Source organism: Micromonospora sp. NPDC005163 (genome assembly GCF_053599835.1).
The window spans coordinates 69,153-94,456 of record NZ_JBSFYP010000025.1 but is presented as its reverse complement, the minus strand read 5'-3'; the positions used below and the strand labels follow the sequence as shown (position 1 = coordinate 94,456).

The 25,304-nt window shown below is 72.0% G+C and carries 28 protein-coding genes and 1 tRNA gene; 12 read left to right on the top strand and 17 right to left on the bottom strand.

What is annotated here, in order from left to right:
• Positions 1–228 precede the first annotated feature (228 nt).
• Positions 229–1,683 (top strand): alkaline phosphatase PhoX, encoded by a 1,455-nt coding sequence (locus ACWD6N_RS19050; RefSeq protein ID WP_354962974.1) that lies wholly within the window; start codon positions 229–231, stop codon positions 1,681–1,683.
• Between the two features lie 115 nt (positions 1,684–1,798).
• Here the strand turns inward: ACWD6N_RS19050 and ACWD6N_RS19045 are convergent, their stop codons facing one another.
• From ACWD6N_RS19045 to ACWD6N_RS19005, 9 genes are all read right to left on the bottom strand, one after another.
• Positions 1,799–2,191, bottom strand: a complete 393-nt coding sequence (locus tag ACWD6N_RS19045; RefSeq protein WP_354962975.1) for a YybH family protein — start codon at positions 2,189–2,191, stop codon at positions 1,799–1,801.
• Between the two features lie 106 nt (positions 2,192–2,297).
• Entirely contained in the window at positions 2,298–3,956 is a 1,659-nt protein-coding gene (locus ACWD6N_RS19040) for a thiamine pyrophosphate-binding protein (protein WP_354962976.1), read from the bottom strand.
• Positions 3,957–3,969: 13 nt separating this feature from the next.
• On the bottom strand, positions 3,970–4,731 hold the full coding sequence (locus ACWD6N_RS19035) for a cyclase family protein (protein ID WP_354962977.1): 762 nt from the start codon (positions 4,729–4,731) through the stop codon (positions 3,970–3,972).
• Between the two features lie 161 nt (positions 4,732–4,892).
• Positions 4,893–5,708, bottom strand: a complete 816-nt coding sequence (locus ACWD6N_RS19030) for an NAD-dependent epimerase/dehydratase family protein (protein WP_354962978.1) — start codon at positions 5,706–5,708, stop codon at positions 4,893–4,895.
• Positions 5,709–5,710: 2 nt separating this feature from the next.
• Complete coding sequence (locus tag ACWD6N_RS19025; protein WP_354962979.1) at positions 5,711–6,127, bottom strand: cupin domain-containing protein; 417 nt, start codon at positions 6,125–6,127, stop codon at positions 5,711–5,713.
• 41 nt (positions 6,128–6,168) lie between these two features.
• Positions 6,169–7,566 carry a MocR-like pyridoxine biosynthesis transcription factor PdxR gene (gene pdxR / locus ACWD6N_RS19020; protein WP_354962980.1) on the bottom strand — a complete coding sequence of 466 codons (1,398 nt, stop codon included), beginning with the start codon at positions 7,564–7,566 and terminating at the stop codon, positions 6,169–6,171.
• A gap of 133 nt (positions 7,567–7,699) precedes the next feature.
• Positions 7,700–8,584, bottom strand: a complete 885-nt coding sequence (sigJ, locus tag ACWD6N_RS19015; protein ID WP_354962981.1) for an RNA polymerase sigma factor SigJ — start codon at positions 8,582–8,584, stop codon at positions 7,700–7,702.
• Between the two features lie 112 nt (positions 8,585–8,696).
• Entirely contained in the window at positions 8,697–9,059 is a 363-nt protein-coding gene (locus ACWD6N_RS19010; protein ID WP_354962982.1) for a sigma factor, read from the bottom strand.
• Positions 9,059–9,502 (bottom strand): hypothetical protein, encoded by a 444-nt coding sequence (locus tag ACWD6N_RS19005; RefSeq protein WP_354962983.1) that lies wholly within the window; start codon positions 9,500–9,502, stop codon positions 9,059–9,061. Before ACWD6N_RS19005 ends, ACWD6N_RS19010 begins: the two co-directional genes overlap by 1 nt.
• Before the next feature lie 243 nt (positions 9,503–9,745).
• Between ACWD6N_RS19005 and ACWD6N_RS19000 the strand changes: the two genes are divergently transcribed.
• The 3 genes from ACWD6N_RS19000 to ACWD6N_RS18990 all read left to right on the top strand — a co-directional run bounded on the left by ACWD6N_RS19000 (position 9,746) and on the right by ACWD6N_RS18990 (position 12,113).
• The gene (locus tag ACWD6N_RS19000) at positions 9,746–10,375 is read left to right on the top strand and encodes a copper resistance CopC family protein (protein ID WP_354962984.1); all 630 of its coding nucleotides are present in this window, start codon (positions 9,746–9,748) and stop codon (positions 10,373–10,375) included.
• 284 nt (positions 10,376–10,659) lie between these two features.
• Positions 10,660–11,106, top strand: coding sequence for a hypothetical protein (locus ACWD6N_RS18995; protein ID WP_354962985.1), 447 nt, complete (start codon positions 10,660–10,662; stop codon positions 11,104–11,106).
• Between the two features lie 365 nt (positions 11,107–11,471).
• On the top strand, positions 11,472–12,113 hold the full coding sequence (locus ACWD6N_RS18990) for a hypothetical protein (RefSeq protein ID WP_354962986.1): 642 nt from the start codon (positions 11,472–11,474) through the stop codon (positions 12,111–12,113).
• Between the two features lie 213 nt (positions 12,114–12,326).
• Here ACWD6N_RS18990 and ACWD6N_RS18985 read toward each other — a convergent pair.
• Positions 12,327–12,398, bottom strand: a tRNA-Val gene (locus ACWD6N_RS18985).
• Positions 12,399–12,448: 50 nt separating this feature from the next.
• A complete protein-coding gene (locus ACWD6N_RS18980) occupies positions 12,449–13,078 on the bottom strand; it encodes a TIGR02611 family protein (protein WP_387325204.1) in 630 nt (209 codons plus the stop codon).
• 294 nt (positions 13,079–13,372) lie between these two features.
• Between ACWD6N_RS18980 and ACWD6N_RS18975 the strand changes: the two genes are divergently transcribed.
• A complete protein-coding gene (locus ACWD6N_RS18975) occupies positions 13,373–13,804 on the top strand; it encodes an SsgA family sporulation/cell division regulator (protein WP_007457244.1) in 432 nt (143 codons plus the stop codon).
• A 114-nt stretch (positions 13,805–13,918) separates the two neighbouring features.
• Here the strand turns inward: ACWD6N_RS18975 and ACWD6N_RS18970 are convergent, their stop codons facing one another.
• Positions 13,919–14,695, bottom strand: coding sequence for a glucose 1-dehydrogenase (locus ACWD6N_RS18970; protein WP_354962988.1), 777 nt, complete (start codon positions 14,693–14,695; stop codon positions 13,919–13,921).
• A gap of 227 nt (positions 14,696–14,922) precedes the next feature.
• Between ACWD6N_RS18970 and ACWD6N_RS18965 the strand changes: the two genes are divergently transcribed.
• The 4 genes from ACWD6N_RS18965 to ACWD6N_RS18950 all read left to right on the top strand — a co-directional run bounded on the left by ACWD6N_RS18965 (position 14,923) and on the right by ACWD6N_RS18950 (position 17,197).
• Positions 14,923–15,885 (top strand): helix-turn-helix transcriptional regulator, encoded by a 963-nt coding sequence (locus ACWD6N_RS18965; protein ID WP_354962989.1) that lies wholly within the window; start codon positions 14,923–14,925, stop codon positions 15,883–15,885.
• 7 nt (positions 15,886–15,892) lie between these two features.
• The gene (locus ACWD6N_RS18960) at positions 15,893–16,348 is read left to right on the top strand and encodes an RrF2 family transcriptional regulator (protein ID WP_354962990.1); all 456 of its coding nucleotides are present in this window, start codon (positions 15,893–15,895) and stop codon (positions 16,346–16,348) included.
• Positions 16,348–16,866: a GNAT family N-acetyltransferase gene (locus ACWD6N_RS18955; protein WP_354962991.1), complete on the top strand. Its 519-nt coding sequence runs from the start codon at positions 16,348–16,350 to the stop codon at positions 16,864–16,866. Before ACWD6N_RS18960 ends, ACWD6N_RS18955 begins: the two co-directional genes overlap by 1 nt.
• A 151-nt stretch (positions 16,867–17,017) precedes the next feature.
• The gene (locus tag ACWD6N_RS18950; RefSeq protein WP_089016974.1) at positions 17,018–17,197 is read left to right on the top strand and encodes a DUF4236 domain-containing protein; all 180 of its coding nucleotides are present in this window, start codon (positions 17,018–17,020) and stop codon (positions 17,195–17,197) included.
• A 93-nt stretch (positions 17,198–17,290) separates the two neighbouring features.
• On the opposite strand, the gene ACWD6N_RS18945 is transcribed toward ACWD6N_RS18950, so the two are convergent.
• Positions 17,291–18,181 carry a hypothetical protein gene (locus ACWD6N_RS18945; RefSeq protein WP_354962992.1) on the bottom strand — a complete coding sequence of 297 codons (891 nt, stop codon included), beginning with the start codon at positions 18,179–18,181 and terminating at the stop codon, positions 17,291–17,293.
• Between the two features lie 24 nt (positions 18,182–18,205).
• Positions 18,206–18,727 carry a VOC family protein gene (locus tag ACWD6N_RS18940; protein ID WP_074318189.1) on the bottom strand — a complete coding sequence of 174 codons (522 nt, stop codon included), beginning with the start codon at positions 18,725–18,727 and terminating at the stop codon, positions 18,206–18,208.
• Between the two features lie 49 nt (positions 18,728–18,776).
• Between ACWD6N_RS18940 and ACWD6N_RS18935 the strand changes: the two genes are divergently transcribed.
• Both ACWD6N_RS18935 and ACWD6N_RS18930 read left to right on the top strand, forming a co-directional pair.
• Positions 18,777–19,238, top strand: a complete 462-nt coding sequence (locus tag ACWD6N_RS18935) for a MarR family winged helix-turn-helix transcriptional regulator (protein WP_354963300.1) — start codon at positions 18,777–18,779, stop codon at positions 19,236–19,238.
• 57 nt (positions 19,239–19,295) lie between these two features.
• A complete protein-coding gene (locus ACWD6N_RS18930; RefSeq protein ID WP_450005000.1) occupies positions 19,296–20,960 on the top strand; it encodes a tetratricopeptide repeat protein in 1,665 nt (554 codons plus the stop codon).
• Positions 20,961–20,979: 19 nt separating this feature from the next.
• On the opposite strand, the gene ACWD6N_RS18925 is transcribed toward ACWD6N_RS18930, so the two are convergent.
• Together ACWD6N_RS18925 and ACWD6N_RS18920 are read right to left on the bottom strand one after the other, a co-directional pair.
• Positions 20,980–22,344, bottom strand: coding sequence for a sensor histidine kinase (locus ACWD6N_RS18925; RefSeq protein ID WP_354963301.1), 1,365 nt, complete (start codon positions 22,342–22,344; stop codon positions 20,980–20,982).
• Positions 22,345–22,517: 173 nt separating this feature from the next.
• Entirely contained in the window at positions 22,518–23,174 is a 657-nt protein-coding gene (locus ACWD6N_RS18920; RefSeq protein WP_354962994.1) for a response regulator transcription factor, read from the bottom strand.
• A 95-nt stretch (positions 23,175–23,269) separates the two neighbouring features.
• On the opposite strand from ACWD6N_RS18920, the gene ACWD6N_RS18915 reads away from it, so the two are divergent.
• On the top strand, positions 23,270–24,412 hold the full coding sequence (locus ACWD6N_RS18915; RefSeq protein WP_354962995.1) for a LolA family protein: 1,143 nt from the start codon (positions 23,270–23,272) through the stop codon (positions 24,410–24,412).
• A gap of 113 nt (positions 24,413–24,525) precedes the next feature.
• Here ACWD6N_RS18915 and ACWD6N_RS18910 read toward each other — a convergent pair whose 3' ends face one another.
• Positions 24,526–25,161, bottom strand: a complete 636-nt coding sequence (locus ACWD6N_RS18910; RefSeq protein ID WP_354962996.1) for an SGNH/GDSL hydrolase family protein — start codon at positions 25,159–25,161, stop codon at positions 24,526–24,528.
• Positions 25,162–25,304 lie beyond the last annotated feature (143 nt).

The window sequence follows — 25,304 nt, the reverse complement described above, 5'->3', positions numbered from 1 at the left end:
CATAACCACCCAACTACCCTCCGGCCCGCACCACAAACGGTCACACCTGCTGACCCACGAGGGCGGCCGTGTTTCTCGGAGGCGGTAGGCCGCCGGCCTGGCGATGCGGGAGTGGCGCTGATTCTTCACTCCGATGTCACCAATCGATCCCCTAGGCGACCTGTCGGTGTCTGTCCGCAGGAGTTGGCTGTCGATCGTCGCACTTGTCTGGACCAGGAGCTGATCCACGTGCCTTCCTCTCGTCGTACCTTTCTCGCTGGCGGCGCCGCCGCCGGCGTAGGCCTTGTCGTCGCCGGCGGCCTGCCGTCCCTGGCGCAGGCCAACCCGGGCCGGCCTCACCCGCCGGTCAAGGCCGGCCACGTGCCCTTCCCGCCGCTCGTGGACGACCCCGACGGCATCCTGGCCCTGCCCGAGGGCTTCAGCTACACCGTGGTCACCCGGACCGGTGTCACCCGGCTCGACCGCGGCCAGGGCATGACCCCGGCCGACCACGACGGCATGGCCGTCTACGACGCCGGACACGGCCGTTACACCCTGATCCAGAACCACGAGATCGACCCGGGCGCCGAGTTCGGCGTACCGCACGTCAAGGGCACGGTGTACGACTCGGGCGCCGTCGACGCCGGCGGTTGCACGGTGATCAAGACGGACCGTGCGGGGCGGAACCTGGGTGAGTTCGTCGCCCTCTCCGGCACCATCTCCAACTGCGCCGGCGGGCCGGCCCCCTGGGGGACCTGGCTCACCTGTGAGGAGACCGAGGACCGCGCCGGCGACGAATGGGAAGAGGGCGGCCGGTCCGGCGTCTACCAGAAGGATCACGGCTACGTCTTCGAGGTCTCGGCCGACGGCAGCGCGGACCCGCGGCCGATCAAGTGCCTGGGCCGCTACTCCCACGAGGCCCTGGCGGTCGACAAGGACCGGACCAGCGTCTACCTCTCCGAAGATGCCGACGGGCCCAACGGCCTCTTCTACCGTTGGACGGCGCCGCGCGGCGTCAAGCTCGGTCCCGGCGTGCTCACCCGCCTCGCACCGAACGCCGGCGTCCTCGCCGCCATGCAGATCATCATGGACGACGGCTCGGTGCTGCCGGACGTCGCCTACCTGACCTCCGCTCAGCTGGGCCGGCCCTTCCCCGTACGGTGGATCGAGGTGCCCGACCGCGACGCGCGGAACAAGCCCGTGCGCGAGCAGTTCACCGATGGCCAGGTCACGCGCGGACGCAAGTTCGAGGGCGTGTGGGGCACCGACGAGGGCGTATACGTGGTCAACTCCTACGCCTGGGACGACGGTGACCTGCCGGCGGACGCGGCTCCGCACGATGGCATGGTCTGGTTCTACAACTACGAGGCCCAAACCATCCAGCTCGTGACGTACTTCCCGCACCAGACCGCCTCGGAGGAGGGGACGCCGGTCCGGTACAACGACCTCACCTTCGACGGCCCGGACAACGTGACCGTCACCCCGTGGGGAAGCCTCGTGCTCGCTGAGGACGGCTCGGGCGCCTCCCACGTGCTCAGCACCGTCCCGGGCGGCCCGACGTACGCGATCGCCCGCAACCAGCTCAACGACTCAGAGTTCTGCGGACCGACCTTCACCGCCGACGGCAAGGTGCTCTTCGTCAACATGCAGGACCCCGGCCTCACCCTGGCCATCACCGGCCCGTGGGAGAAGTACCTGGGCTAACGGAACCAGACCGACCGGTGGGGGCAGGCGATCGCGCCTGCCCCCACCGCGTGTACGACGCCAGGTTCGGCCGGTGGGGGCAAGTAGAACCTCGGAGGTGTACGAGGTCCTCGGGTCACGAACCGTCCGGAGCCGCAGCCGGCTGCTGTCCCGGCCAGAACGGCCACTCCTCGAACGACCGGCAACGTCCGTCGTCCGCGAATCGCATGATCCACAGGTCGCGGTACTCCTGGTTGACCGGGTCGCCGTAGCGGACCTCCTGGCGCGACACCGCCGTGTCGCCGTCGACTGCGACGATCTCCCTGGTCATCTGGAATACCTCGTCGGGACCGTTGCGCTGCTCTTCCCACATCCGGGCGATGGCCGGCAGGCCGGCGACAGGCGTCCAGTACGGCCCCTGCTGGTAGGTCGCATCCTCGGTGAAGAGCGTGACCAGCGCGTCCGTGCCCGGCGTCCGCCAAACCTGCTCGTAGGCGGCGAGCCAATCGGCGACGTGCTTCCTGTTCATGGACATCACCCTGCCATTCGCCGAGCGGCGGGCGGCGGGAACCGGCCAGCCGCGGGTCATGCGCTCGTCGACCCAGCGGCCGGGACGCCGTACGCACGGCGGTGGCTCAGTGGCCACGGAACGCCTCCTCGAGCCACCATGAGCCGCGCGCGGCGCAGACCTTGGCGTCGATTACCAGCGGCCGGGTACGGGGACCAGCGAGCCAGCGGCGTACCGGCCCGAGATCGTCGACGGTCCGGACGGTCAACCCGTCGCAGCCGTAACCACGGGCGATCGCGGCCAGGTCGGTCTCGGGGAAGGTGACCGTCTCCAACGGGTGCCCGTCCGGGCCGAAGTGGTGCACCTCGGCGCCGTACGCCGCGTCGTCGTAGATCACCACGAGGAGGGGTAGCGCCAGCCGGACGGCGGTGACCAGTTCGGTCGCGGACATGACGAAGCCACCGTCGCCGACCGCGGCGACGGTGAGCCGGTCCGGCCGGGCGACCGCCGCGCCGAGCGCACTGGCCAGGCCGAGCCCGATCGACTGGAACGCCTGGGTGAAACAGAATCCGGCCACGTCCGGCACGTCGAGCCACATCGACGGGTAGCCCATGAAGTTGCCGGAGTCGACCACCACCGTCCGGTCGGGCGGCAGCAGGTCGTCCAGGACGGCCGAGAGCGTCCTCGGGTCGATCGTCGCCGGGGCGCCGGCCCGCGCCGACCCACTCTCGTCCCGATACGGGACCGTCCGCCACCGGCCGTGGTCGCGAATCCGTTGTGCCAGCTCCGGCGTACGCCAGCCGCCGGTCCCGGCATCCACGGGCCCCGTGGAGCCGGCGCCCAGCCGACCGAGCACCGCCTCGGCGACCGCCGCCACCTCGCCGGCCACCGTCAGGTCGACCGGGCGGTTCACCCCGAACGCGGCCGGGTCGTGGTCTACCTGGACGACGACGGCGGAGGGCGGGATCAGCTCGCCGTGCCGGGTGGTCCACATGTTCAGCGTGCTGCCCCAGGCGACGACCAGGTCCGCCGCGCCGATCAGCTCGGCGGCGAGCGGGGTGGCGAAGCCGCCGGCCACGTCGATGTTCCACGGGTTCCCGGCGAACAGTCCCTTCGCCGCGGCCGAGACCGCGAGCAGCGCGCCGCACGCATCGGCGAGCCGGGTCAGCGGTTCCCGGGCCGCCCTGGCGCCCCGACCCGCGATGAAGACCGGTCGACGTGCGGCCTGGAGCGCGGCCAGCAACGGCTCGACCTGCGGGGCGGTGGCCGGGGGCGGCGCGACCGCAGGGACCGGGCCGGACCACGGTTCGGTCACTGTGCGCTGCACCTCCAACGGGAGGCCCAGCACGACCGTCGCGCCCCGGGCAGCGGCGCGGTACGCCGCACCCGCGTCCTCGGCCGCGTGCGTCGCGCGTACCCGGTGGAAGTCGGCCCCGACCGAGGTGGCGAGCGCCGGCAGGTCGATGAAGAAGTTCGACCGGGGCTCGGTCGCCTCCGGGGCCAGGACCACCATCGGGGTACGGCTCTTCGCGGCCTCGGTGAGGCCGGTCAGCGCGTTGGTGACGCCCGGACCCTGGTGCACCGAGAGCAGGCCCGCCGTCCCGGAGGTGCGGGCGTACCCGTCCGCCATGCTCGCCGCGCCGCCCTCGTGGGCCGCCGCCACGAACCGGGCGCCGGCCGCCACAAGCGCGTTCGTGACATGGAAGTTGCCGCTGCCGACCACCCCGAAGACGTACCGCGCGCCGTGTCCGTACAGAACCCGCCCGACCACCTCGGATACCCGCATCTGCGGCCCGGTCCTACCGTTCGACCAGCGCGAGGACCCGGCACGGGCTGCCGGACCCGGAGACGATCGGCAGTGGTCCGGCGATCACCACCGCGCCGGTCGCCGGCAGTTGCGCCAGGTTACGTAGCTGGGTCAGGCCGTACTTTTCCTGGCCGAGCAGGAACGAGTGGCACGGGAACGGCGGGTCGAACGAATGCGCGGCGCCCGCGTCGGTGCCGACCGTCTCCACCCCGACGCCCTGGATCGGCGACTCCTCGGCCAGCCAGCGGGCGCACTCGACGGAGATGCCCGGGGTACGCCCGGCGTTGGCGTACCGCTCCGGGTCGTCGCTGTACGCGTCCCAACCGGTGCGGTAGAGCAGCCAGCCACCGGCGGGCAGGGCACCGTGTTCCGCCTCCCACGCCTTGATGTGCTCGACCTCGAGCAGGAAGTCAGGGTCGTCGACGGCGTCGGCGGCGTGGTCGATCACCACCGCCGGGGCGATCAACTGGCTCACCGGGACCTGCGACACGTCCGCGCCCTGTTGACCGGTGACCCAGTGCACCGGGGCGTCGAAATGGGTGCCGGTGTGCTCGCCGGTGGAGAAGTTGTTCCAGTACCAGGCCGGACCGCGGTCGTCGTACCGGCTGATCTCGCTGAGCCGGAACGGCCAGGTCTGGCCGAACTGCTCGGGCAGACCCAGGATCGGGGTCTGGTCCGAGAGCGGAGCGGTGAGGTCGACAACCTGGATCCGGCCGCTGGAAAGAGCGGCGACAAACTCCTGCAGCACCGTCATGCGGCGACGGTACACCGCGCTCACGCTCCATGATGGACCCTCGAACGGGGCGTGTCAGCGGCGCTGCCCGCCCCGCGGCTCCACAGCGACCTTCCGCCGAGTCCGGGCAAGCGCGGCGCGGGGCGGATGCTGCGCAGCGCGGCGGAAGGCGGGCGGACGGCTCACAGGACGGCGAATCCCCCTCGCCAGGAGGGATAATTCGGGGTCCAGCCGAGGTGCTTGCGGGCGTAGTGGTTGCTCGCTCCCCGCGCCCAGCCGTGCCGCTCGCCCTCGGTCACCGCCGGGGCCGCGACCCCCGCCGCCGCGCAGAACGCGGGCACCCACTTCGCGGCCGGGGTGGGCTCGTCGTCGCAGATGTTGACCGCGCCGGACGGCCAGTCCAGGGCGGCGAGCGCGGCGGCGACGGCGTCGTCGACATGCAGCAGGCTGCTCACGTCCGCGTCAGCGGGGACCTTGCCGGCAGCGGCGAACTGAGCCATTTGGCCGTCCCGGGCGTACCAGGTGCCCGGACCGTAGAGGGTGCCGTACCGCAGCACGATCCACTCGGGTGCTTCCTGTACGGCGGACTCGAGCGCGGCGACACCGGCCACACTGGTCTGCCGCGGTTCGGGGGCGCCGAGGTCAAGCGCCGTGTTCTCGGGCGCGGGCTCGGCGCCCGGCTCGTACGCCCAGGCGATGCTCTGCGCCACGATCCGGCGTACCCCGGCAGCGAGCGCCGCGTCGACCAGGTTGCGGGTCCCGACCCGGCGCAGCCGCGAATTGGCAGCGAAGTCGCCCGTGCTCAGACTGGTCAACTGGTGCATCACCACGTCTGGCCGGACGGAGCGGACGGCGGCCACCACCGCTTCCCGGTCGAGAACGTCAACGGCGACCGCGCCGTTGCGGGCCAGCCCGGCGACCTCATGCCCCTGGGCGGTCAGGAGCGGCTCGAGCCGACGGCCGATGACGCCGGTCGAACCGGCGAGAAGGATACGCATGATCAGGCTTCTCCGTCAGTTTCGCGGGACGCGCGGCGATCCTTGCGCTGTTCGAGTTCCTCGGGGCTGACCAGCACCAGCATCTCCTGGCCAGGCGCGCACACCATGACGACCAGGAACTTGCTCACCCGGTCGGGCAGGTTGTTGGCGGCCTGGTAGTGGATGACGTCGCCGCCTGGCTCCCAGAACGACTCGCCGGCCTTGATCACCCGTTCCGGCTCGCCCTCCAGCTCGAAGATCATCTCGCCTTCGAGCATGTAGCCGAAGACCGGCCCGGAGTGCCGGTGCGGCGGCGAGCCGGGGTCGCCCGGCGGCAGTTCGATCGTCGCCGTCATCACGTGCGAGCCCTTCGGCAGCTCCGGCGGCATGGCCGTGCCGAGCAAGACGAGCTCGTTGTTCCCGATTTTCATGGTCTGCATGCATCGAACGTAACTCCGCCCGGACCAACGGAATGGACCACTCAGCAACGGGTCTGATGGACCAGTTGGCCAAGTCCGGTCAGCGCCGCCTTCCAGTCGTGTGCTGGCGGCGCCGCGTATCCGAGGATCAGGGCCGCTGCCTGCCGCTCATCCGCCGGATCGTGCCAGTAGCCACTGCTGAACAGGCCCGTCAGGTGCAGGCCTTGGCGGTGTCCGGCCCGGATCAGCCCGCGCTCGTGCGTCGCCGAGGTCAGCGGCAGCAGTGCGTGCACGCCAGCCGCGATGCCCTCCAGTGGGGTGGTGGTCACCTCGGCCAGGCGGTCGGCCAGCTCGGCCCGGCGGCGCCGGTAGGTCAGGCGCATGCGGCGGATGTGTCGGTCGTAGTGGCCCTGCGTGAGCAGGTCGGTCATCGCCAGCTGGTCGATCGACGAGACCGCGGCGCCGGCCTCCAGGATCACGTCAGCAAGGTCGCGGCGCAGGGGCTCGGGAACAACGAACCAGCCCAGGCGCACGCCCGGCGCCAGCGACTTGCTCGTGCTGCCGGCGTACACGATCCGCTCTGGCGCCAGCGCCTGCATCGCGCCGACCGGCCGCTGGTCGTAGCGAAACTCCCCGTCGTAGTCGTCCTCAATCAGGAACGCGTCGTGCTCCCGCGCCCAGGCGATGAACTGGTAGCGGTGCTGCGGGGCGAGCACCACCCCGGTCGGATGCTGGTGCGCCGGGGTGAGCAGCGCGGCCTGGCCCGCCGCCTCGTCCGGGTCGGCTCCGCCCGCGCCGACGGTGAGCGGGGTGACCGTCAGGCCCGCAGCACGGAGCACCATGCGGTGGTGGGCCAGGCCGGGATTCTCGGTGGCGATGGCGCGTACGCCGCGCCTGTGCAGCGCCCGCGCCAGCAGGGACAGACCCTGGGTGAATCCCGCGGTGATCACCACAGCGTCCGGGTCGCAGCGCACCCCGCGAGTACGCGCGAGATACCCGGCCAACGCCGCCCGCAACGCGGGCAGCCCCGTCGGCTCGGGGTAGTCCAGCGTGCCGCGCGACGCCGTCGCCAGCGCCCGGCGGACGCTGCCGGCCCAGGCCGCGCGCGGAAACGAAGCGAGATCAGGAATTCCCGGCCGCAACTCGATGGCCGACCCGGACGCCGTCGACGGCCGTGGTTTCCGCCGCGAGTCGGGCAGATCATGGCGTACGTCCGCGACCCGGGTGCCCGAGCCGGGCGCCGACACCAGCCACCCTTCCGCCACCAGCTGCGCGTACGCCTGCACCACCGTGCCCCGGGCCAGGCCCAGGTCAGTGGCCAGGCTCCGGCTCCCGGGCAGACGCGACCCGGCCCGCAACCGGCCGGTCCGAATGCTCTCTCGTAGCGCACTCTCCAGCGAACGACCCGGGAACCCCGCACCCCGATCGAACTCCAGATGCAGGTCGAGTGACTCCGCCATCCGCCAACGATCCCATCCGTGCGGCCGGCGCGACGTGTCGACGACGACTCAGGCAGTCAGCCAATCGACGGGCAGCCGCCGCTGAACCGCCGCACACTAAATGCGGTCATGTGATTCGCCTCGACACCGACTGTTATCGCTGGAACTGGTTCAGCTTCTGCGGGTTGAGGATGATCAACACTCGTTCGATACCGTCGGGTGAGGCGTCGACGGTGACCAACCCGACGGCGGTTCCTGCCCGCGACAGGAGGATCGCGGCCTGGTTGTTGGATTCGACGATCTCCAACGAGAGGTCGCTCCCGAACTTGCGGACCAGTCCCAGGATGTAACGCGCCACGTTGTCGCGTCCGACGATGGGCACCTGTGCGGCCCGGACGGTGCCGCCGTCGTCGGCGTAGGAAACGGCTGTCTCGGCGAGCAGTTTCTCGAGCTGGGTCAGGTCTCCGGATCGGGCGGCGGTGAGGAATGCACGCAGCAGACGGCCGTGCTCCGCGCGGGCGACCGGACCGCGCCGCTCCTGGGCCAGGTGCATCCGGGCGCGTCGGCCGAGCTGCCGCGCGTTCGCCTCACTGATGCCGAGTACCTCGCCAACCAGCCGGAACGGGTAGTCGAACGCCTCGTGCAGCACGTACACCGCTCGCTCGGCCGGGGTGAGCCGTTCCAACAGGAGCAGCACGGCAAGTTCGAGCGACTCGTTCCGTTCGGCCTGGAACATCGGATCGGCGGACGTGTCGACGGGCTCGGGTAGCCACGGCCCGGGATAGAGCTCGCGGCGGGCGCGAGCCGATGTCGCGGCGTTCAGAGCGACTCGAGAGGTGGTCGTGATCAAGAAGCCGATCGGGTCCCGTACCTGACTGCGATCGGTCTGCTGCCACCGGAGCCAGGCGTCCTGCACGACGTCCTCCGCCTCCGTGACGCTGCCGAGCATCCGGTAGGCGATGCCGAAGAGCCGGGGACGGACCGCGTCGAACACCCCGAGGGCGTCGAGCAGTGTCCCCTCTTTCCCTAGCCCTGCCATGACTGACGCCTCGTCCCTTCTATCCTCGGATGTGCGGATGAGCGCAATCCACTGCCGATATCGCCGCTGTCGCTGAGCACCGGCGCACATGTGGATACCCCGCACGGCCGTACTACAGCGTCGGCGCGTCACGCCAGGCACGCCATCGTCGGGGCACCGGGCCCGCAAGAGTGGGGTGACCTGCTCGGTGGACGGTCTGGCCGTCGGTACGGCGAGGGGCCGATTCAAGTAGATCGACACAGATCCGCACGAGCGTGCCGATGAGCCAGGTGACCGGGCTGTCGATGCTGTCCTGTTCGTCGTCCCGCATCGTGTACCAGCGGACGTATGTTTCCTGTACCGCGTACTCCGCCGCCGCGGCTGAGCCGAGCAGGCGGTGTGCGATGTTCTCGAGGAGGCGTCGTTCGGCGACGACCGCGCAGAACGCGCTGGGTAGCGCGGCCGACCGAGGTGGCCGGCGGGATTCGGGAACCATCACTTCTCCCAGTGGGCGGCCAGAGCCGGCGCGAAGCCGAGCCGAGCCGCTCGGCGGTCACGCAGCACCGTAAGCAGGATGATCACCAGGCCGACGAGCGCCACGGCCGCGTTTCCGGTGGTGAGGAGAATCGCCTCACCGATGGTGGCGTTCTCCATGTTGGCGAGGTGGTAGAAGAAGTGCGGCACCCCGAAGATCGAGTAGGCCGCCGCGGCGGGGATGACGAAGTGGGCCTTGGGTTTGACCGCCGCGATGCCCAGCAGCAACGCGATCGCCAGTGATGCGCTGCCGAAGTCCCGCGCGTAGTGCTCACTGAACGGCGGCGTGAGGTCCACCGTCGGGAAGTTCGTGTAGAAGCTCGCCGGCCAGATCGCGTTCCAGAGCCCGACCATGGCGTTGTCGACGAACAAGATCGCCAATGCGATGCGGATGATGATGGTCACGAGTTGTTGCTCCTTGCGCTGTCCCGGCCCGGCGTCCGAGCTGTCGCCTCAGGGGTGCCAGCCGACGGAGCTGGGCGCGTCGGATGCCCATCGCCGGTGGTGGGCGTGCTGTCACCGGTTCGGACCGAGCAGCTCTCCGATTCGTGACAGGCCGCCGAGCGGCCAGCCCTGCTGTCACGAATCGCGGCGCAGCTCGGTCCCACTTTCGGACGCCGCGGTCGGCGGCGGCGAAGGGAGCATGCCATGTACGGACGTGTCGCCGAGGGCGTGACCGGCGAGCCCGGCACCGGCCGGGCACCTCTCATTCGTCGTACCCTCGGGTTGATCGTCACGGTCGGGCTCGCTGCTGGTCTCCCGCTGGCGGTCGCGCCGACCCCGGTGTTCGCCCACGGCGCGACGCACTCGATCACGCCGGCGGACGGTGCCGCGCTTCCGACTGCCCCGCGCCGGGTTGAGGTGGTGTTCGCCGCCGCGATCACCCCGGACAGCACCGTCACGATCATGGACCGCACGGGAACGGACTGGGCCGGCGGTCGACCGGCCGTCAGAGGCGCGACGTTGGTCCAGCCGGTGGATGCGGGTATGCCCGACGGCGGGTACGAGATCAGCTGGCGAGCAACCGTCACCGATGGACACCCGGTGGCCGGCACGGCCGCGTTCACCGTGGGAGCGGGCGCGGCGGCTGCCGCCGCGGCGAACCCGTTCCGAGCCCGGGTCACCCACGGTGGAGTGGTCGCGTTCTACGCCGCCGCGGGCGTGGCCGTACTCGCTCTCCTTCTCGCGATCATGACGCTTTCACGCGGTGTCTACACCGCCGGCAGGCGTAGCTCGCCGGCCTCGGCGCCGAGCGCGCGTGAGCATTCCACGTTTTAGGCGTTTTGCTGAACTTTGGCCTTGGCGGGAAGTCAGATAGGTAGGACCAACAGTGATGGCACAACGGTTGATGTCCCTTTCGCACCGGCGCCCGGACCGGGCGACGCGCCACTGCAGGGTCGCGGCTGACGTGGATCGGGAGGTAACTCAGTGCGTATCGCGGTAGCCGGCGGGACCGGCTGTGTCGGAATACGCGTCGTCGACACCGTTGGGGCTGCCGGCCACGAGCCCGTCGTCCTCGCCCGACACCCGTCACGCCAGAAGACCGCACCCGAGGCTCTGCGGTGACCGCGCTGATCCGGATCGCCCTAGCCGTTCTCTTCCTCGACGAACTCGTCGTCGGGTTCTGGAACCAGGCCTTTCCCGAGAGCTTCTACAAGAACTTTCCGACCGTCGCCCTCACCCCGCCATTCAGCGAGCACTACGCGCGAGACTTCGGCGGAGCCACCCTCGGCCTCGCCGTCGTCCTCGGCATAGCGTTCGTCGCACCTCGAGCCGTGTTCACCATCCCCGCGGCGGCGGCCTTCTCGACCTTCGCCATACCCCACTTCTTCTACCACGTGACCCACCTCGACCACGCCACCCATGGCGAGGCCGTGTTCCTCACGGCTGCCAATGCCGTCGTCGCCCTGCTCGGCCTTCTCGTCATCGCCCTGACCCTTGTCCGGGACGCCAGGCATCGCCGACGCCACGGCGTCGAACGGCCCCCGAGCGGAGCCGTCAGCGGATAATCGTGTACCTGGTCAGGAGCCGCAGATCGCCATCTCGGCTACAGAGTTCTGCCGTGTCTGGACGTCAGCCGCAGCGCGGCGACGGTGGTGCGCGGAATTGTCTCGGAGATCCACAAATTCGGCGTCTTCGTGCGTCTCAAAGGGTGCGGCTGTCGCTGAAAGCGTTGCAGGAGGACCCGCTGGTCCAGTTCGCGGACCAGGTTGGTGAGGTGCTGTCCGGGCCGGTCGTCAAAGGTGGTGCCGTTCGGTGTCTTCGTCCGCGTCGCGCCGGGGATCGCGGGCCTGCTCCACGGGTCCCCGGGCCGTGTATGTCGCACCGATCAGGCAGTATCTGCAACGTCCCCCAGAACGTGAGGAGTCGGCGCATGGCCAAGAAGGCAACGGTCTACACGTGGACGAGCTCAGTGGGACATCCGCTGGCCATCAGCGTCGAGCCCGCATGTATCGACTGGAGGACGTGGGTCGCCGGGCGGGGGAAGGTTGACCCCGCCGAGCCCTATTTCACCGAGTGGACCACGGTTCGTTCCACCGAACTCATCGAGGATCGTTATGTGCTTAATGCCGGCCCGGACCGGCAGGGCGATCGCGATCGCGACTGGGCATGGGCCGCGCCACAGATTATGCGTGGCGTAGCGCCTGCGAAGGAGTATGTGCTTAAACCGCCCGGGAAACGCACCGCCGAGGCAACCAACACCACAAGCAAATGGTCGTGGACCTTCCTGGACGTGTACGACCTCACGCCCGGCGGTGTCGCCTGGGCTCCATTCAAGTCGGAGCATCCGTTCTATGAGCGGTCGCGTCAGATCGCCGAGGAGGCGAGGGCCTGGCTGGAGGCGGCCCACCCGGAATGGCGGGCGGAGTCCAAGAATCTCGGCATCGAGGCCGACCTGACCCACCAACGGGATAGCGTTTCGCGGACGCAAGCAGCTATCCGCGAAGCGCGCGCGACGATCGGAGAGTCGCGCCGCCGCACGAACGTACTGCAGGCGTTGCGCCCGAAGGTGTAGGCATCGGCAAGCGGCCCGATCGGCGTACTGGGCCCGGTTTCCCCGGTGGCGGCGTCGCACATGAGGGCGGTCAATCGGATCGCCAGCAATGACCCGACCGGGACCGCCACCTCCGCCGCTGCTCCCCAACTGCTCCCAACGTAAGCCGCACATACAGCGAAGCCCGTTACCGGCTACTCCGGTAACGGGCTTCGTACCTGCAAATACTTACGGTGGGCGATGCTGGTATCGAACCAGCGACCTCTTCGGTGTGAACGAAGCGCTCTCCCACTGAGCTAATCGCCCTCAGCGCCACTGACTCTACCCGATCGTGGAACCAGACCGGAAATCCGGGGTCAGTGCGTCGCGAGGTAGTGCATCGCGGCGGCCACCACGTCGATGCCGAGGCTGTACTTGAGTGACAGCCACACCACCACGGCCACGAAGACCAGGCCGACGGAGCCGAGCACGATTCGCACCGGCAGCGACTGGCGTTTCGCCCAGTTGGTCCAGCCGTGCACGTGTCGGCGGGTGAAGCCGAGCAGCCGGCGGGCCCAGTGGTATTCGACGGCCCAGATGCCGAGCCCGGCGATGACCAGCAGCCAGCCCGGCCCGGGTAGCGGGATGAGGGCGATGCCGATGGTCACGACCAACGCCCCGGCGATCGCAATGAAGATCTTGAGGGTGATCCGGCCGGTGGGGTTGGCCCGGATCAGGTCGAGGGTGGTGGAGATCCGCTCCCGCCAGTTGGGGCGCCGCGGCGGGTCCGCCACCACGAGGAGGCCACCGGCACGACCGGCCCCGTCCCGGACGGCACGGCCCGTGCCAACGGCGCCAGAACGGCCCGCTTCTCCGGCACCGGGACGGCCGGGCTCGGACGCCGGCCGACCGGACCGCTCGGGCTGCTCCATTGGCACTGCGTACCCCCGCTTTTCGGCTGCTCGGACCGCGACGTTCGGCGGACCGGACGCCGCTGCCGGATCCACTGAGGATCGCTTCGCGACCATTTCACCCCCCAGTGTCGCTCGGGCCCGTCACTGCAACGGCCGACTGGACGTTACCGGAGTAAGTCGACGACTGAGCCACCCGATGCCGGGCGGGATCACGCACTGGGCAGAACCGGAAATCCTACATGAATCCTCACATTCACGCGGCCTTTCCGTCCCCCTTCCCACCACTGGGTGAAGTCAGCGTATGGCGGAGCGTAGCCAGGAGTAGCACCTGAGTATGGGAAAAGCGGGACACGCGCGTTCCGCAGCGGTGCCGGGGGGAGAACGTCCATGAGTGTCATCCGACCGACGACCGTAGAGGTCGAGACGTCGCTAAGGCTCGTCGCACCTGACGCCACCGCATTGCCGGTGCGTGCCAGTCTGCGTTACGACCCTGCTGACCCGTATGCGGTCCATGTCCTGTTCCATGCCGAATCAGCTGGCGGCGAGGCGGTGAGTTGGTCCTTCGCTCGCGAACTGCTCGTCACCGGCCTAGACGAGCCAGCCGGCATCGGTGATGTGCGGGTCTGGCCCTGGGCCACCCCGCGCGGCGACTTCGTCGCGCTGGCCCTGTCGTCACCGGACGGCAACGCCCTCTTCGAGGTGCCGCGCAGCGTCCTGGTGCGTTTCCTTCGACGGACCTACGTCGTCGTCCCGCGCGGCCGCGAGGCCGAGCACCTGGACGTCGACACGGCGGTGAACCGGCTGCTCGCCGGTCGCTGACCACCGCCCGAACGGGCAACACCGGCCATGACGGGGCCGCGCGGATCTGCCGACCGCGCGGCTCCGGCACACCCCGGGAGTACGCGGGCCTGCCCGCTCCGGGTCGGCCGGTGCTCAGCCGTGCGTGGTGATGCCGCCGTCGACCGGGATGACCGCGCCGGTGAGGTACGCGCCGGCCCGGGAGGAGAGGTAGATGGCCGTGCCGGCCATGTCCTCCGGGCGCCCGATGCGGCCCAGCGGCACCTGCTGCTCGATGCTGGCCCGGCTCGCCGGGTCGTTCAGGGCGAACGCCATCATCTTGCTCTCGAACGGGCCGGGCGCGATCGCGTTGACGGTGATCTGCTCGCCGGCCAAATGGTGGGCCAGGCTGCGGGTGAGCATGTGCACGGCCGCCTTGGTGGCCGAGTACGCGTACACCTCCATCCACGGCACCCGGATGCCGTCGATCGACCCGATGTTGATCACGCGGGCCGGGTCGTCGGCGCTGGCGGCGGCGCGCAGCGCCGGCAGCAGCGCGGTGGTCAGCCGGAAGACGGCCTTGACGTTGACCGCCCAGAGCTTGTCGAACGCGGCCTCCGGGTAGCTTTCCAGCGGGGCGCCCCAGGTCGCGCCGGCATTGTTGACCAGCACGTCGAGGCGGGGGAAGCTCTCCCGCACGGCAGCGGCCAGCGACTCGGCCCCGGCGTCGGCGCCCAGGTCGGCCGGGATCGCCTCGCAGCGCCCCTCGGCGGAGAGTTCCTTGGCGACCGCCTCGCAGACGTCCGCCTTGCGGGACGAGATGATCACCTGCGCGCCGGCCCGGACGAAGCCCTGGGCGATCATCAGACCGATCCCCCGCGACCCGCCGGTGACCAGGACCGTCTTGCCTTCGACCGAGAACAGCTGCGTCATGCCCATCCCATCGCGAGTCGGCGGGTCCGCCGGTCCGGCGGGCGGCCGGCGGGGCGCCGGGCGGACCGGAGACCGGACGGCGCTACCGCCGGGTAACGTAGCCCGGCCGCCGGGACCGCGACAAGCCCGTGGCGGCGCGCCGGATCCGCCGGTGGCCGGGATGCGGTGACCTGCGGTTCGGGCTACCGTCGCAGGCGATGGTCTCCACCGGTCCCCTTCCTGCGGCAATGATCGGAGCGGCGCCACCCGTCCCCGACGAGATCGCCACGTTCGCGCTGGCCGACCTGGCCGGCGACCGGGGCTGGCTCCGTCCGGTGTTCGTCGAGCGGGAGCTGCTGATCCTCACCACCCGTGGGCACGGCGACGCCGAGCTGGATTTCCACCTGCTGCCGTGCCGGCCCGGCACGCTGCTGCGGGTGCGCGCCGGCCAGGTGCTGCGCTGCGCCGGCCCACAGTTCGACGCCACCGTGGTCGGTTGGGATTCCGAGGCGCTGCGCGGTCTCGACGTGGACCCGGACGCGCCGCCGACCTGGCGGCAGCTGGCCGGCGAGGACGAGGACGCCGTGATCAGCGAGGTGAGCCAGCTGGCGGTGGACTGCCAGCGGCACCGCGACACCCCCGCCGGCCGCGCCCTTCTCCGCCACCAGCTCGCCGTGCTGCTGCTGCGGCTGGCGCTGCCCGGCGGGGACCGGTCGGGTGGCCGGCCCGAGGCCGAGACGTTCCACCGGTTCTGCCGCGAGGTGGAGCACGCCTACCAGTACACCCGGCGGGTGGAGGACTACGCCGCCGCCCTCGGCTGCTCGGTACGGACCCTGACGCGGGCCTGCCTGGCCGTCACCGGGCGCAGCGCCAAGCAGGTCATCGACGAGCGGGTCGCGTTGCAGGCCGGACGGCTGCTCGCCGCGACCGACGAGCCGATCGCCCGGATCGGTCGGGACCTGGGCTTCTCCGAACCCACCAACTTCGGCCGCTTCTTCACCCGGGAGATCGGGCTCAGCCCCGGCGCGTTCCGGGCCGCCCGGGACCAGCCGGCCGCCGCCCGGGTGGTCCGGCCCCGGTCACCGGCCGAAGCGGCGACCGCCAATGCCGGCTGGTTCCGCCCCGGTGCCCCCGGCGAGCCGGCCAACGGCGGTCACGCCGCCCCACCCGGACAGCCCGCGGGACCGGGCATCGGCGCCAGCCGGGCATGATGGCAGGGTGCAGATCTCCGCGCGCGGCGACTACGCGGTACGGGCGGCGCTGAGCCTCGCCACCGCGTACCCCTCGCTGCTGTCCACCCAGGCCATCGCCGCGGAGCAGGACATGCCCCGCAAGTTCCTGGAGGCGGTCCTGGCCGATCTGCGCCGGGCCGGCATCGTCCGCGCCCAGCGTGGCGCCGAGGGCGGCTACACGCTCGCCCGTCCGCCGCGCGAGGTGACCGTCGGCGCGGTGCTGCGCGCCGTGGAGGGTCCGCTGGCCGGGGTACGCGGCCTGCGCCCGGAGGAGACCCGGTACGAGGGCGCGGCGGAGAACCTGCCCGGCCTCTGGGTGGCGGTACGCGCCGCGGTCCGTCGGGTGGTCGACGAGGTGAGCCTCGCCGCGATCATCAGCGGTCGGCTGCCGGCCCACGTCCGCAAGCTCACCGCTCTGCCTGACGCCTGGGAGCCCCGCTGATGCCCACGCCCACCCTGCGCACCGACCGTCTGCTGCTGGAGCCCTACCGACCGGCCGACGCCGAGGACTTCGTCGCGCTGCTCGCCGACCCCGAGGTGGGCCGGTTCATGGGCGACGGGCCGATGACCGAGGCGGACGCCGGCGACCTGTTCGGGCGGGTGTTCAGCCGGGTCTACGCCGACGACCTCTTCGACGTGTGGGCGGTCCGTCGGGACGGCCGCTACGTCGGGCACGCCGAGATCAAGCGGACCGACGACGTCGAGGGCCACGAGCTCGTCTACGCGCTCGCCAAGCCGGCGTGGGGTGGCGGCCTGGGCACCGAGCTGGCCACCGCGCTGGTCCGGTACGGCTTCGACCGTCTCGACCTGCCCCGGGTGTACGCCACGGTGGCCGACGCCAACCACGCCTCACTCGGGCTGCTGGCCAAGCTCGGCTTCGTCCACCAGCAGGATGTGACCGAGGAGGACGGCAGCGTCACCCGGGTTCTCGCGCTGGACCGGAACCCCGTCCCGGCCTGAGCCGTCGGGCCGCAGCTCGTCTCCGGAATGGAGACCGCGACGCCGCATCGGGCAACCGTCCATGCCGGACACCGAGTGGGTTTCGGAATTCACCGGTTCGGGAATGTTCGATCTCGACACGGCAGGGAACGGTGACGAGGGGAGTCCTCCGATGGGCCTCATGTTTCGCAAGCGCAAGAAGATCGGTCCGATCATCCTGAACTTCACCGAGAACGGCTTCTCCTCGTGGAGCATCAAGATCGGGCGTTGGTCCTGGAACTCCAGGGCTCGGGCGCACCGGGTCGACCTGCCGGGTCCGCTGTCCTGGAAGCAGGACAAGTCCCGGTCGTAGTGTCCCGGGAGTCGAGCGGGGTGCCGGTGATTCACCGGCACCCCGCTCGGCGTCCGCGGGCGGTCGGACACCGACCGGGGCGGCTGGGCGCGCTCAGCGCGTCGAACTGATGATCTCGTCGCCGGCCAGCCGGCCGGCCTCGCGTTCGCGGCGCACGTCGCCCGCGTCGAGCAGGGCGGTGAGTGCCCGGGTGGCGTCGGAGGCACGGTAGACGGTCGCGGTGAGAGTGTGCCGGCGTAGCTCGGTGACCGGCCGCGGCCCGCCCCGGCGCAGCTCGGCCAGCAGCTCGCGGGCCAGCGGCTCGGGGTCGGGGTCGCCGGCCACGTCGACCGGCGCGCCCGCCGGGTCGGCCGGGTCGGACAGGCGCACGTCGAGGTCCGCGCCGACGGCCCAGAGCGCGTCGCGCACGGCCTCCAGGCTCCGGTCCGATCGGCTGCCGAACGCGATCACGCCCGCCGCCGCACCGTCGGGCAGCACCGGCGCCACCTCGGCGACCAGCGGGAAGCCGGCGCCGACCAGCGCGTCGCGGGTGCCGCTGTCGGCGTGCAGCAACAGCTCCCCCGTGCGGCCGTTGCTCGCGGCGGTGACCAGTTCCGGGGCCACGGCGCCGGGCAGGTCCAGGAAGCAGAACAGCGGAGAGCCGGCGGCGCCGGCCGCCTTCACCGCGACCGGCAGCCGGTCCGGGACGCCCGGCAGCAGGTGCACGGTGACCTCGGCGGGCAGTTCCGCCTCGACCGGGCCGAGCCGGGTCGGCAGCTCAGCGGCGCCGTCGGCCAGCACCAGCACGGTCACCCGCCGGCCGCGCACCTGGTCGGCGTGCCCGGCGACCACCCGCAGCGCGGCCTCGGCGCCGCCGGCGTCGTCACCGGCCCAGGCGAGGGCGATGGTGGCCCGCCTGGAGCGGTGCAGGGCCGCGGGCAGCCAGGTCGTCAACTGGCGGACCAGCAGCTCGCGGAGGAAGTCGGTGGTCCGGTCGGTCGACATCGGTCCGTTCTACCCTACGAGCGGTCAGGCCGGGACGGAGATCCCCACCCCGCCGCGGGTCTGCCCGCCGTAGCGCTGCCGTTCGGCGGCCAGGTCGAGCCGGCCGATCCGCTTGCGGGCGGCCAGCGCGTCGTCGTCGAGCCGGTCGGCCGGGACCAGCCAGACCACCTCGAACTCCAGGCCGTCCGGGTCCTGCCCGTAGAGGCTCTTGGTGGTGCCGTGGTCCGAGGTGCCGACCAGAGCGCCGGCGGCCGAGAGCCGCTCGGCGGTGGCGGCCAGCTCGTCGAGGGTGTCCACCTCCCAGGCCAGGTGGTAGAGCCCGACGGTGGCGCGGCCGGCGGTCGACCGCCCGGCGCCGGCGCCGATCTCGAACAGGCCGAGGTCGTGGTCGTTGGTCGAGTCGGGGGCCTGGAGGAAGGTGGCGCCCCGGAATCCGTCCGGGGTCATCGCCACCGGGCGGAAGCCCAGCACGTCGCGGTAGAAGGCGACGCTACGGGCGAGGTCACTGACGTAGAGGACGGCGTGGTTGAGTCGATGGATTCCCATGGCTCCAGGCTAGCGCGGTTTAGTTGAGCTCTCAACCATTGCGGGTATGATGACGGTCATGACCCGCTGGCTGGACTCCGACGAGCAGCGCACCTGGCGGGCGTTCCTCACCGCCTCCCGCGCGCTGATGGACACGCTCGACCGCGAGCTGCAACGCGACGCGGGGATGCCGCACGCGTACTACGAGATCCTGGTCCGGCTCTCCGAGGCCCCCGACCGGCGACTGCGGATGAGTGACCTGGCCGAGGCGACCGGGTCGTCGCGGAGCCGACTCTCGCACGCCGTGGCCCGGTTGGAGGCGGCCGGCTGGGTGCGCCGCGAGGAGTGCGCCACCGACCGGCGTGGGCAGGTCGCACTGCTCACCGACGCCGGCTTCGCCACCCTCGCCGCTGCCGCCCCCGGCCACGTCGAGGGCGTACGCCGGCACCTGTTCGACGCGTTGAGCCCGGCCCAGGTCGACCAGCTGCGCCGGATCAGCGAGACGCTGGCCGAGCACCTGAGCAGATCCTGACCGATCGACACGGGCGCGGGTCTTGTACTTACCGTCGTCGGATGAGCACGATGGGGCGTGCCCTCCGGCTTCGGCGAACTGACTGATCAGGCGCACCACCTCGTGTCCGCCGGCGACCTGACCGGCGCACAGCGGCTGCTCTCCGACGCGCTCACCGACGCCGACCCGCGCCCGGCCAACGCCACTACCGAGCTGGCCGAGGCCGCCAGCCTCCAGGCGCGGGTGCTGGTCGCGCTCGGCGAGCCGCACTCCGCCCGGGGTTGGGCCGCCTTCGCGTACGCGGCCACCACCCGGTTGCACGGCCGCTCCGACCCGCGCACCGTGGCTGCCGCGGCGACCCTGGCCGCGGTGCTGCACCGGGTCGGCAGCCACTCCCGGGCCGCCCGGCTCTACCAGGAAGTCATCATCGAGCTGACCGCCCAGGACGGCCCGGAGTCGCTGCGGGTGCTCGCCGCGCACGCCGACCTGGCCACCGTCGAGTACGCCCGCGGCCAGTGCACGGTGGCCCGCGACCGGCTCCAGGACGCCTGGGAGCTGCACCGCGAGGTGTACGGCGACGGGCATCCCAGCGGCATCAAGATGCTGGCCCGGCTCGGCGCGATGCAGCGCGACTGTGGGCAGTTCGCCGAGGCGCACGACAACCTGGCGCTGGCCCGCGAGCTGTGCCGACAGCACCTTCCCGCCGACGATCCGCTGGCCGTGCAGGTGGCGGCGCTGGCTCGGGCGGCGGCCAACCCCGATCACGCCTGCGCCGACGAGACGCCCCGGGACAGCCCCGTGGTGCCGGCCGCCCGGGCCCCGTCACACGGGGACGGAGCGGTCGGGTCCGGCTATCACCCACCCGCTCCCCCGCCCCAGCACGCCGATCCGGCGGCCGGCCCTGCCATCGGCGACGATGAGGCGCTGGCCGGCCATGGGGGCGTGGCCGGCGGCGGCGCGGTGCCGAGTCCTCGGTCGCCGGCCGACGAACCGGGTGGGTCGGTGGGCTTCACGTGGCCATCCGATCCGGCGGACGAGCCCGCCCGCCAGTCCACCGACACACCGGTCCCCCCGTCCGTGGTCGGGCTCGCGGGCGGCGCGGAAGAGGCGTCGGGGGTGTACCGGCTGCACCGGCCAGGCGAGCCGTACCAGCCGTCCGAGCCGTACACGCCGCCCGGCGCGTACACGCCGCCGGATCCGTACGCGCCGCTTGAGCCGTACACACCGTCCCGGCTGCTGCCGGTGCCCGTGCACCGGGCACCGGCACCGCGACGCAACCGGCTGGTGCCGGTGCTGGTCGCCGGCGTGGTCGTGGTGCTGCTGGGCACCGCGGCGGTGATCGCCGGGGTGGCGAGGGTCGGCGACGGGGACGACCAGCGTCCCGGCCCGGGCACCGCCTCCCCGACCGGCACGGGCGCGCCGGCCAGCAACAGTGCCTCCCCTTCCGGCGCGGCGCCGCCCACGGCCGCGCCGGGCACCCCACCGGGCGCGGTGGCCCTGCGTGACAACCGGGACAACATCGCCCTGCGCTGGACCTACCCGGCCGGTGGTGAGGGGCCGGTGGTCGTCTCCGCCGGCCGGGCCGGCCAGGGTAAGAACGTCATCGCCACGCTGCCCGCCGGTGCCACCAGCTTCGTCGTCTACGCGCTCAACCGCGCCAACGACTACTGCTTCACGGTGGCCGTCGTCTGGTCCACCGACACCGTGGCCAGCGCCGACGAGGTCTGCACCCGCCGCCACTGAGCGTGCTGAGCCCCGTCGGTCAGCGGCCGGCCCGTGGCTCCTCGTCGGTTGGCAACGCCGGCAGCAGCAGACGTACCCGTAGGCCTTGCTGGTCGTCGCCGTCGGTCAGCGTGATGCTGCCGCCGGCGCGGCGGACCAGCTCCCACACGATGGCCAGGCCGAGGCCAGCCCCACCGTCGTCGCGGGCCCGCCCGTCGTCCAGACGGGTGAACCGGCCGAAGACCCGGTCCCGGTCGGCCACCGGAATCCCCGGGCCGTCGTCGGTCACCGTCACCAGGTGGTACGCGGCCTCCTGGTTCCTGGCCGGTGTCGCCTCCACGGCGAGCAGAACAGCGCCGTACGCGTGCCGGACCGCGTTGTCGACCAGGTTGGCCAACACCCGGCGCAGCTCGTCGGCGTTCGCGACCGTCCACAGCGGGCCGGGCGGCGGCACCACCCGCACCGGCGGCGACGGGTACCGGCCTGCGACCTCGGTCAGCAGGGCGCCCAGCTCCACCGGCCCGGTCCCCCGGGCCGGTGGCGTCTCGTCCAGGCGGGCCAGCAGCAGCAGGTCGTCGACCAGTCGGCTCAGCCGATCGGTGTCGGCGAGCAGGTTGGCGGTCACCGCCGTCCAGTCCGTCCGGCCGGCGAGGCGCTGGGCCACCTCCAGCTCGGTCCGGATGTTGGTCAACGGGCTGCGCAACTCGTGTGCCGCATCGGAGACGAACGCCCGCTGCCGGGCCCGGGCGGACTCCAACCGGCCCAGCATCCCGTTGAGGGTGACCGCCAACCGGTGGATCTCGTCGGCCGAGGCGGGCACCGGCAGTCGCCCGGTCCCGGCCCGCCCGGTGATCTCCTCGGCACCCCGGCGCAGCGCCTCCACCGGCCGCAGGGTCGCGCCCACCACCCGCCAGGCCACTGCGGCCAGCACGGCCACCAGCAGCGGGAACGCCACCAGCAGGATGGTCCGGACCACGTGCGTGCTGTGCCGCACATCGGCCATCGAGCGGGCGACCAGCACGGTGAGCGGGTCGGCCGCGGTGCCGGCCGGTACGGCGACCACCCGGACCGGGCCGGCGAGCCCGACCCGCTCCGCCTGCACCTCCAGCCGCTGCCGGCGGTCACCGTTCAGCCGCTCCGGGCGGACCATCGGGACCAGCCGGTCCGCGTCGATCGAGGCGGCCCGGATCCGCCCCTGTGTGTCGATCACCTGGACGCGGACCTGCCCACCGGCCACCGGCAGCGGGTCGGGCAGCGCGTCCTCGGCGGCGAGCAGGGCGACGGCGTCGGCGGTCCGGAACGCCTCGGTGTCCACGGTGCGCTGGAGCACGTAGCCGAGCGCGCCGAGCAGCACCACCCCGCCGAGGGCCAGCGCCACGGTGAGGCCGAGCACCCCGATCGCCATGAGCCGGCCGCGCAGCCCGAGCACCGGCACCCGGCTGCGCCAGTTCCGGCGGACGCGCCCCGGACCGCCCGAGGTCGCCGGACCGGCGGAGGTCCCCCGGCGGTCGGCGGTCGGCGCGGCGGCCTCAGGCGCGGTCGGCCCACCGGCCGTCAGGTCGGCCGGCACGTGCGTGCTCACGTCGCCAGCCGGTAGCCGGCGCCCCGGACGGTCTCCAACCGGTCCCGGCCGAGCTTGCGACGCAGGTAGCCGACATACACCTCGACCGCGTTCGGCGCGGTCTCCAGGCTGGCGTCCCAGACGTGGTCCAGCAGCTCGATCTTGGAGACCACCTGGCCGGGTCGACGCATCAGGTAGTCCAGCAACGCGAACTCCCGCGCGGTCAGCGTCACCTCGGCGTCGGCCCGGGTCACCCGCCGCCGGGCCGGGTCCAGTCGCAGGTCGCCGACGGCCAGCACCGCCGGGCGTTCCGGCGCGCCCCGGCGCAGCAACGCCCGCAGGCGAGCCAGCAGCACCACGTACGAGAAGGGCTTGGTGAGGTAGTCGTCGGCGCCGCAGTCCAGGCCGTCGGCCTGGTCGTACTCGCCGTCCTTCGCGGAGAGCATCAGCACCGGCAGCCAGTGCTCCTCCGCGCGCAGCCGCCGGACCAGCTCGTAACCGGACAGGCCGGGCAGCATCACGTCGAGGATCATCGCGTCGTACCCGCCGTGCCGGGCGGCGTCCAACCCGGCCGGGCCGGTCGCCGCCACGTCCACCGCGAACCCCTCCGCCTGCAACCCGCGTTGCAGCGCAGCCGCCAACCGGGCCTCGTCCTCCACCACCAGCAACCGCACGACTCAAGGGTGCCACCTGGGTCAAAGCAGGCGGATCGGCGTCCTCAGCGTGTTCACAGCGCCGAGAGGGCAGGATGGTCGGCAGGAGGTACCACATGTCCGTTCTGAGAAGCCGTCCCGTCCTGCGCTGGCTGGTCCCGGCGACCGCCGCCGTCGCCGTCATCGGTGGCGGCGCCGCGATCGGCACGTTCGCCGCCGAGGCCGAACCGAGCCTGCCGCCGCGCACCGCCGCCCAGCTTCTGGTCGACCTGCAGACCTCCCGGCTGGAGGGGCTGTCCGGCACGGTCGTGCAGCGCGCCGACCTCGGCCTGCCGCCGCTGGTCGGGCTGGTCCCCGGCAACGACCTGACCACCCTGTTGACCGGCACGCACACCCTGCGGGTCTGGTACTCCGGCCCGGAGCGGCAGCGGGTGGCGCTGCTGGACACCCTCGGCGAGCAGGACATCATCCGCAACGGCCGGGACGTGTGGAGCTGGGAGAGCCGCGGCAACACCGCCCGCCACGTCACGCTGGGCGACGCCATGGCCGGGGGTCCGGCGCCCGAGGCGGCGCCGAGCCTGCCGGCAACCCCGCAGGAGGCAGCCGACCTGGCGTTGCGCGCGGTCGACCCGAGCACCGAGGTCAGCGTCGGCCGGTCGGCGACCGTCGCCGGGCGGGACGCGTACGAGCTGGTGCTCCAGCCGCGCGACAAGGACTCGCTGGTGCACCAGCTACGGATCGCCATCGACGCCAAGCAGCACGTGCCGCTGCGCTTCGAGGTGCTCGCCACGGGCAGCGACCAGCCGGCGTTCGAGGTGGCCTTCACCCAGGTCGACTACCAACGCCCAGCCGCCGACCAGTTCACCTTCAACCCGCCGCCCGGTGTGACCGTCACCGAGGAGTCGGCCGAGCAGCGGCCCGCGGGCCGGCCCGACCACTCCAAGCCGGCGGGTGATCCGCAGGTACGCGCCGTGGGCACCGGCTGGACCACCGTGCTGGTGGCCCGCCTCGACGGGGCCGTCGGCGGCAAGCCGGCCACCGAGAAGCCGGCCGGCGACAAGCCAGCCCGCGACAAGCCGGCCGGTACGCCGGACGTCGACGTGTCGAAGCTGCTCGGCGGGCTGACGGCGGTCAGTGGTGATTGGGGCAGCGGTCGGCTGCTCGCCGGCAAGCTGTTCAGCGTGCTCCTCACCGACGACGGCCGGGTGCTCGCCGGCGCCGTCACCCCGGAGCGGCTGTACCAGGTCGCCCGCGGCTGATTTACCGGTGTTGTCGCGCCGGGTCGACCCACCGGTCGGCCCGGCGCGCCGTCGTGTCCGGTGGGCGCCGTGGTCGAGCGAAGCGGACCGTCAGCCGGCGCCGGGCGGCGGCGTCAGGGGGTGGCGGTCGCGCCGAGGGCGGTGAGGAACGCGTCGGCGAGCACCGCGTGGCCGGGCAGGTGCGGATGCACCCGATCGTCGGCCCAACGCTTCGCCGGGCTGACCGCGAGCACCCGGTCGAACGCCGCCTGGGTCGGCACGTGCACCGCGTCGAACTCGGTGGCCAGCGCGGCCACCACGGCGCAGTACCGGTCGGTGTCGGCGCGCTGCGGGTCGCCGCGGTCCGCCTCGATCAGGAACGGGTCGCCGAGGATCAGCCGGCAGCCGGTGGCGTCCACCGCACGGCGGAGCAGGTCGCGCAGGGTGCGCTCGTACTCGTCGAGGGGGACGGCCTCGTCGGGCCGGTCGCCGTAGCGCCGCCAGATGTCGTTGATGCCGATCATGACCGAGAGCCAGTCCGGACGCTCGGCGATGGCGTCGTCGTCCCAGCGGGCGGCCAGGTTCCGCACGGTGTCCCCGCTCACACCCCGGTTGATCCACTCCGCGTCCAGCTCGGGGTGGCGGGCGCCGACCAGGGCACGAACGAGGCTGACGTAGCCGGCGCCGTAGGGCGCCGCGGTGTCCCGCCGGCCGCAGTCGGTGATGCTGTCGCCGATGAAGACCACCCGTTGCCCGGTCCGCAGGATCATCCGCCGCCACCTCGTGATCACCGAGCGCGCCGCCCCGGTCAGCGTGGTCGAGGCCGGCGGGACGCGCTATCTTCAACTGTTCGAGGGCACAAAAAAGAACGGCTCAAAAGCCGTTCCTGCAAAGGATTCTAATCTTTAGGGAG

Coding starts and splice junctions, on each gene's coding strand:
- ACWD6N_RS19025 (WP_354962979.1), bottom strand. CDS start 6,127: ATGCAGACCATGAAAATCGGGAACAACGAGCTCGTCTTGCTCGGCACG.
- ACWD6N_RS18990 (WP_354962986.1), top strand. CDS start 11,472: ATGGCCAAGAAGGCAACGGTCTACACGTGGACGAGCTCAGTGGGACAT.
- ACWD6N_RS19045 (WP_354962975.1), bottom strand. CDS start 2,191: ATGAACAGGAAGCACGTCGCCGATTGGCTCGCCGCCTACGAGCAGGTT.
- ACWD6N_RS18955 (WP_354962991.1), top strand. CDS start 16,348: ATGCCCACGCCCACCCTGCGCACCGACCGTCTGCTGCTGGAGCCCTAC.
- ACWD6N_RS18975 (WP_007457244.1), top strand. CDS start 13,373: ATGAGTGTCATCCGACCGACGACCGTAGAGGTCGAGACGTCGCTAAGG.
- ACWD6N_RS18925 (WP_354963301.1), bottom strand. CDS start 22,344: ATGGCGATCGGGGTGCTCGGCCTCACCGTGGCGCTGGCCCTCGGCGGG.
- ACWD6N_RS18965 (WP_354962989.1), top strand. CDS start 14,923: ATGATCGGAGCGGCGCCACCCGTCCCCGACGAGATCGCCACGTTCGCG.
- ACWD6N_RS18915 (WP_354962995.1), top strand. CDS start 23,270: ATGTCCGTTCTGAGAAGCCGTCCCGTCCTGCGCTGGCTGGTCCCGGCG.
- ACWD6N_RS19000 (WP_354962984.1), top strand. CDS start 9,746: ATGTACGGACGTGTCGCCGAGGGCGTGACCGGCGAGCCCGGCACCGGC.
- ACWD6N_RS19040 (WP_354962976.1), bottom strand. CDS start 3,956: ATGCGGGTATCCGAGGTGGTCGGGCGGGTTCTGTACGGACACGGCGCG.
- ACWD6N_RS19035 (WP_354962977.1), bottom strand. CDS start 4,731: ATGACGGTGCTGCAGGAGTTTGTCGCCGCTCTTTCCAGCGGCCGGATC.
- sigJ (WP_354962981.1), bottom strand. CDS start 8,584: ATGGCAGGGCTAGGGAAAGAGGGGACACTGCTCGACGCCCTCGGGGTG.
- ACWD6N_RS19010 (WP_354962982.1), bottom strand. CDS start 9,059: ATGGTTCCCGAATCCCGCCGGCCACCTCGGTCGGCCGCGCTACCCAGC.
- ACWD6N_RS18970 (WP_354962988.1), bottom strand. CDS start 14,695: ATGACGCAGCTGTTCTCGGTCGAAGGCAAGACGGTCCTGGTCACCGGC.
- ACWD6N_RS18945 (WP_354962992.1), bottom strand. CDS start 18,181: ATGTCGACCGACCGGACCACCGACTTCCTCCGCGAGCTGCTGGTCCGC.
- pdxR (WP_354962980.1), bottom strand. CDS start 7,566: ATGGCGGAGTCACTCGACCTGCATCTGGAGTTCGATCGGGGTGCGGGG.
- ACWD6N_RS18910 (WP_354962996.1), bottom strand. CDS start 25,161: ATGATCCTGCGGACCGGGCAACGGGTGGTCTTCATCGGCGACAGCATC.
- ACWD6N_RS18935 (WP_354963300.1), top strand. CDS start 18,777: ATGACGGTCATGACCCGCTGGCTGGACTCCGACGAGCAGCGCACCTGG.
- ACWD6N_RS18940 (WP_074318189.1), bottom strand. CDS start 18,727: ATGGGAATCCATCGACTCAACCACGCCGTCCTCTACGTCAGTGACCTC.
- ACWD6N_RS18950 (WP_089016974.1), top strand. CDS start 17,018: ATGGGCCTCATGTTTCGCAAGCGCAAGAAGATCGGTCCGATCATCCTG.
- ACWD6N_RS19030 (WP_354962978.1), bottom strand. CDS start 5,708: ATGCGTATCCTTCTCGCCGGTTCGACCGGCGTCATCGGCCGTCGGCTC.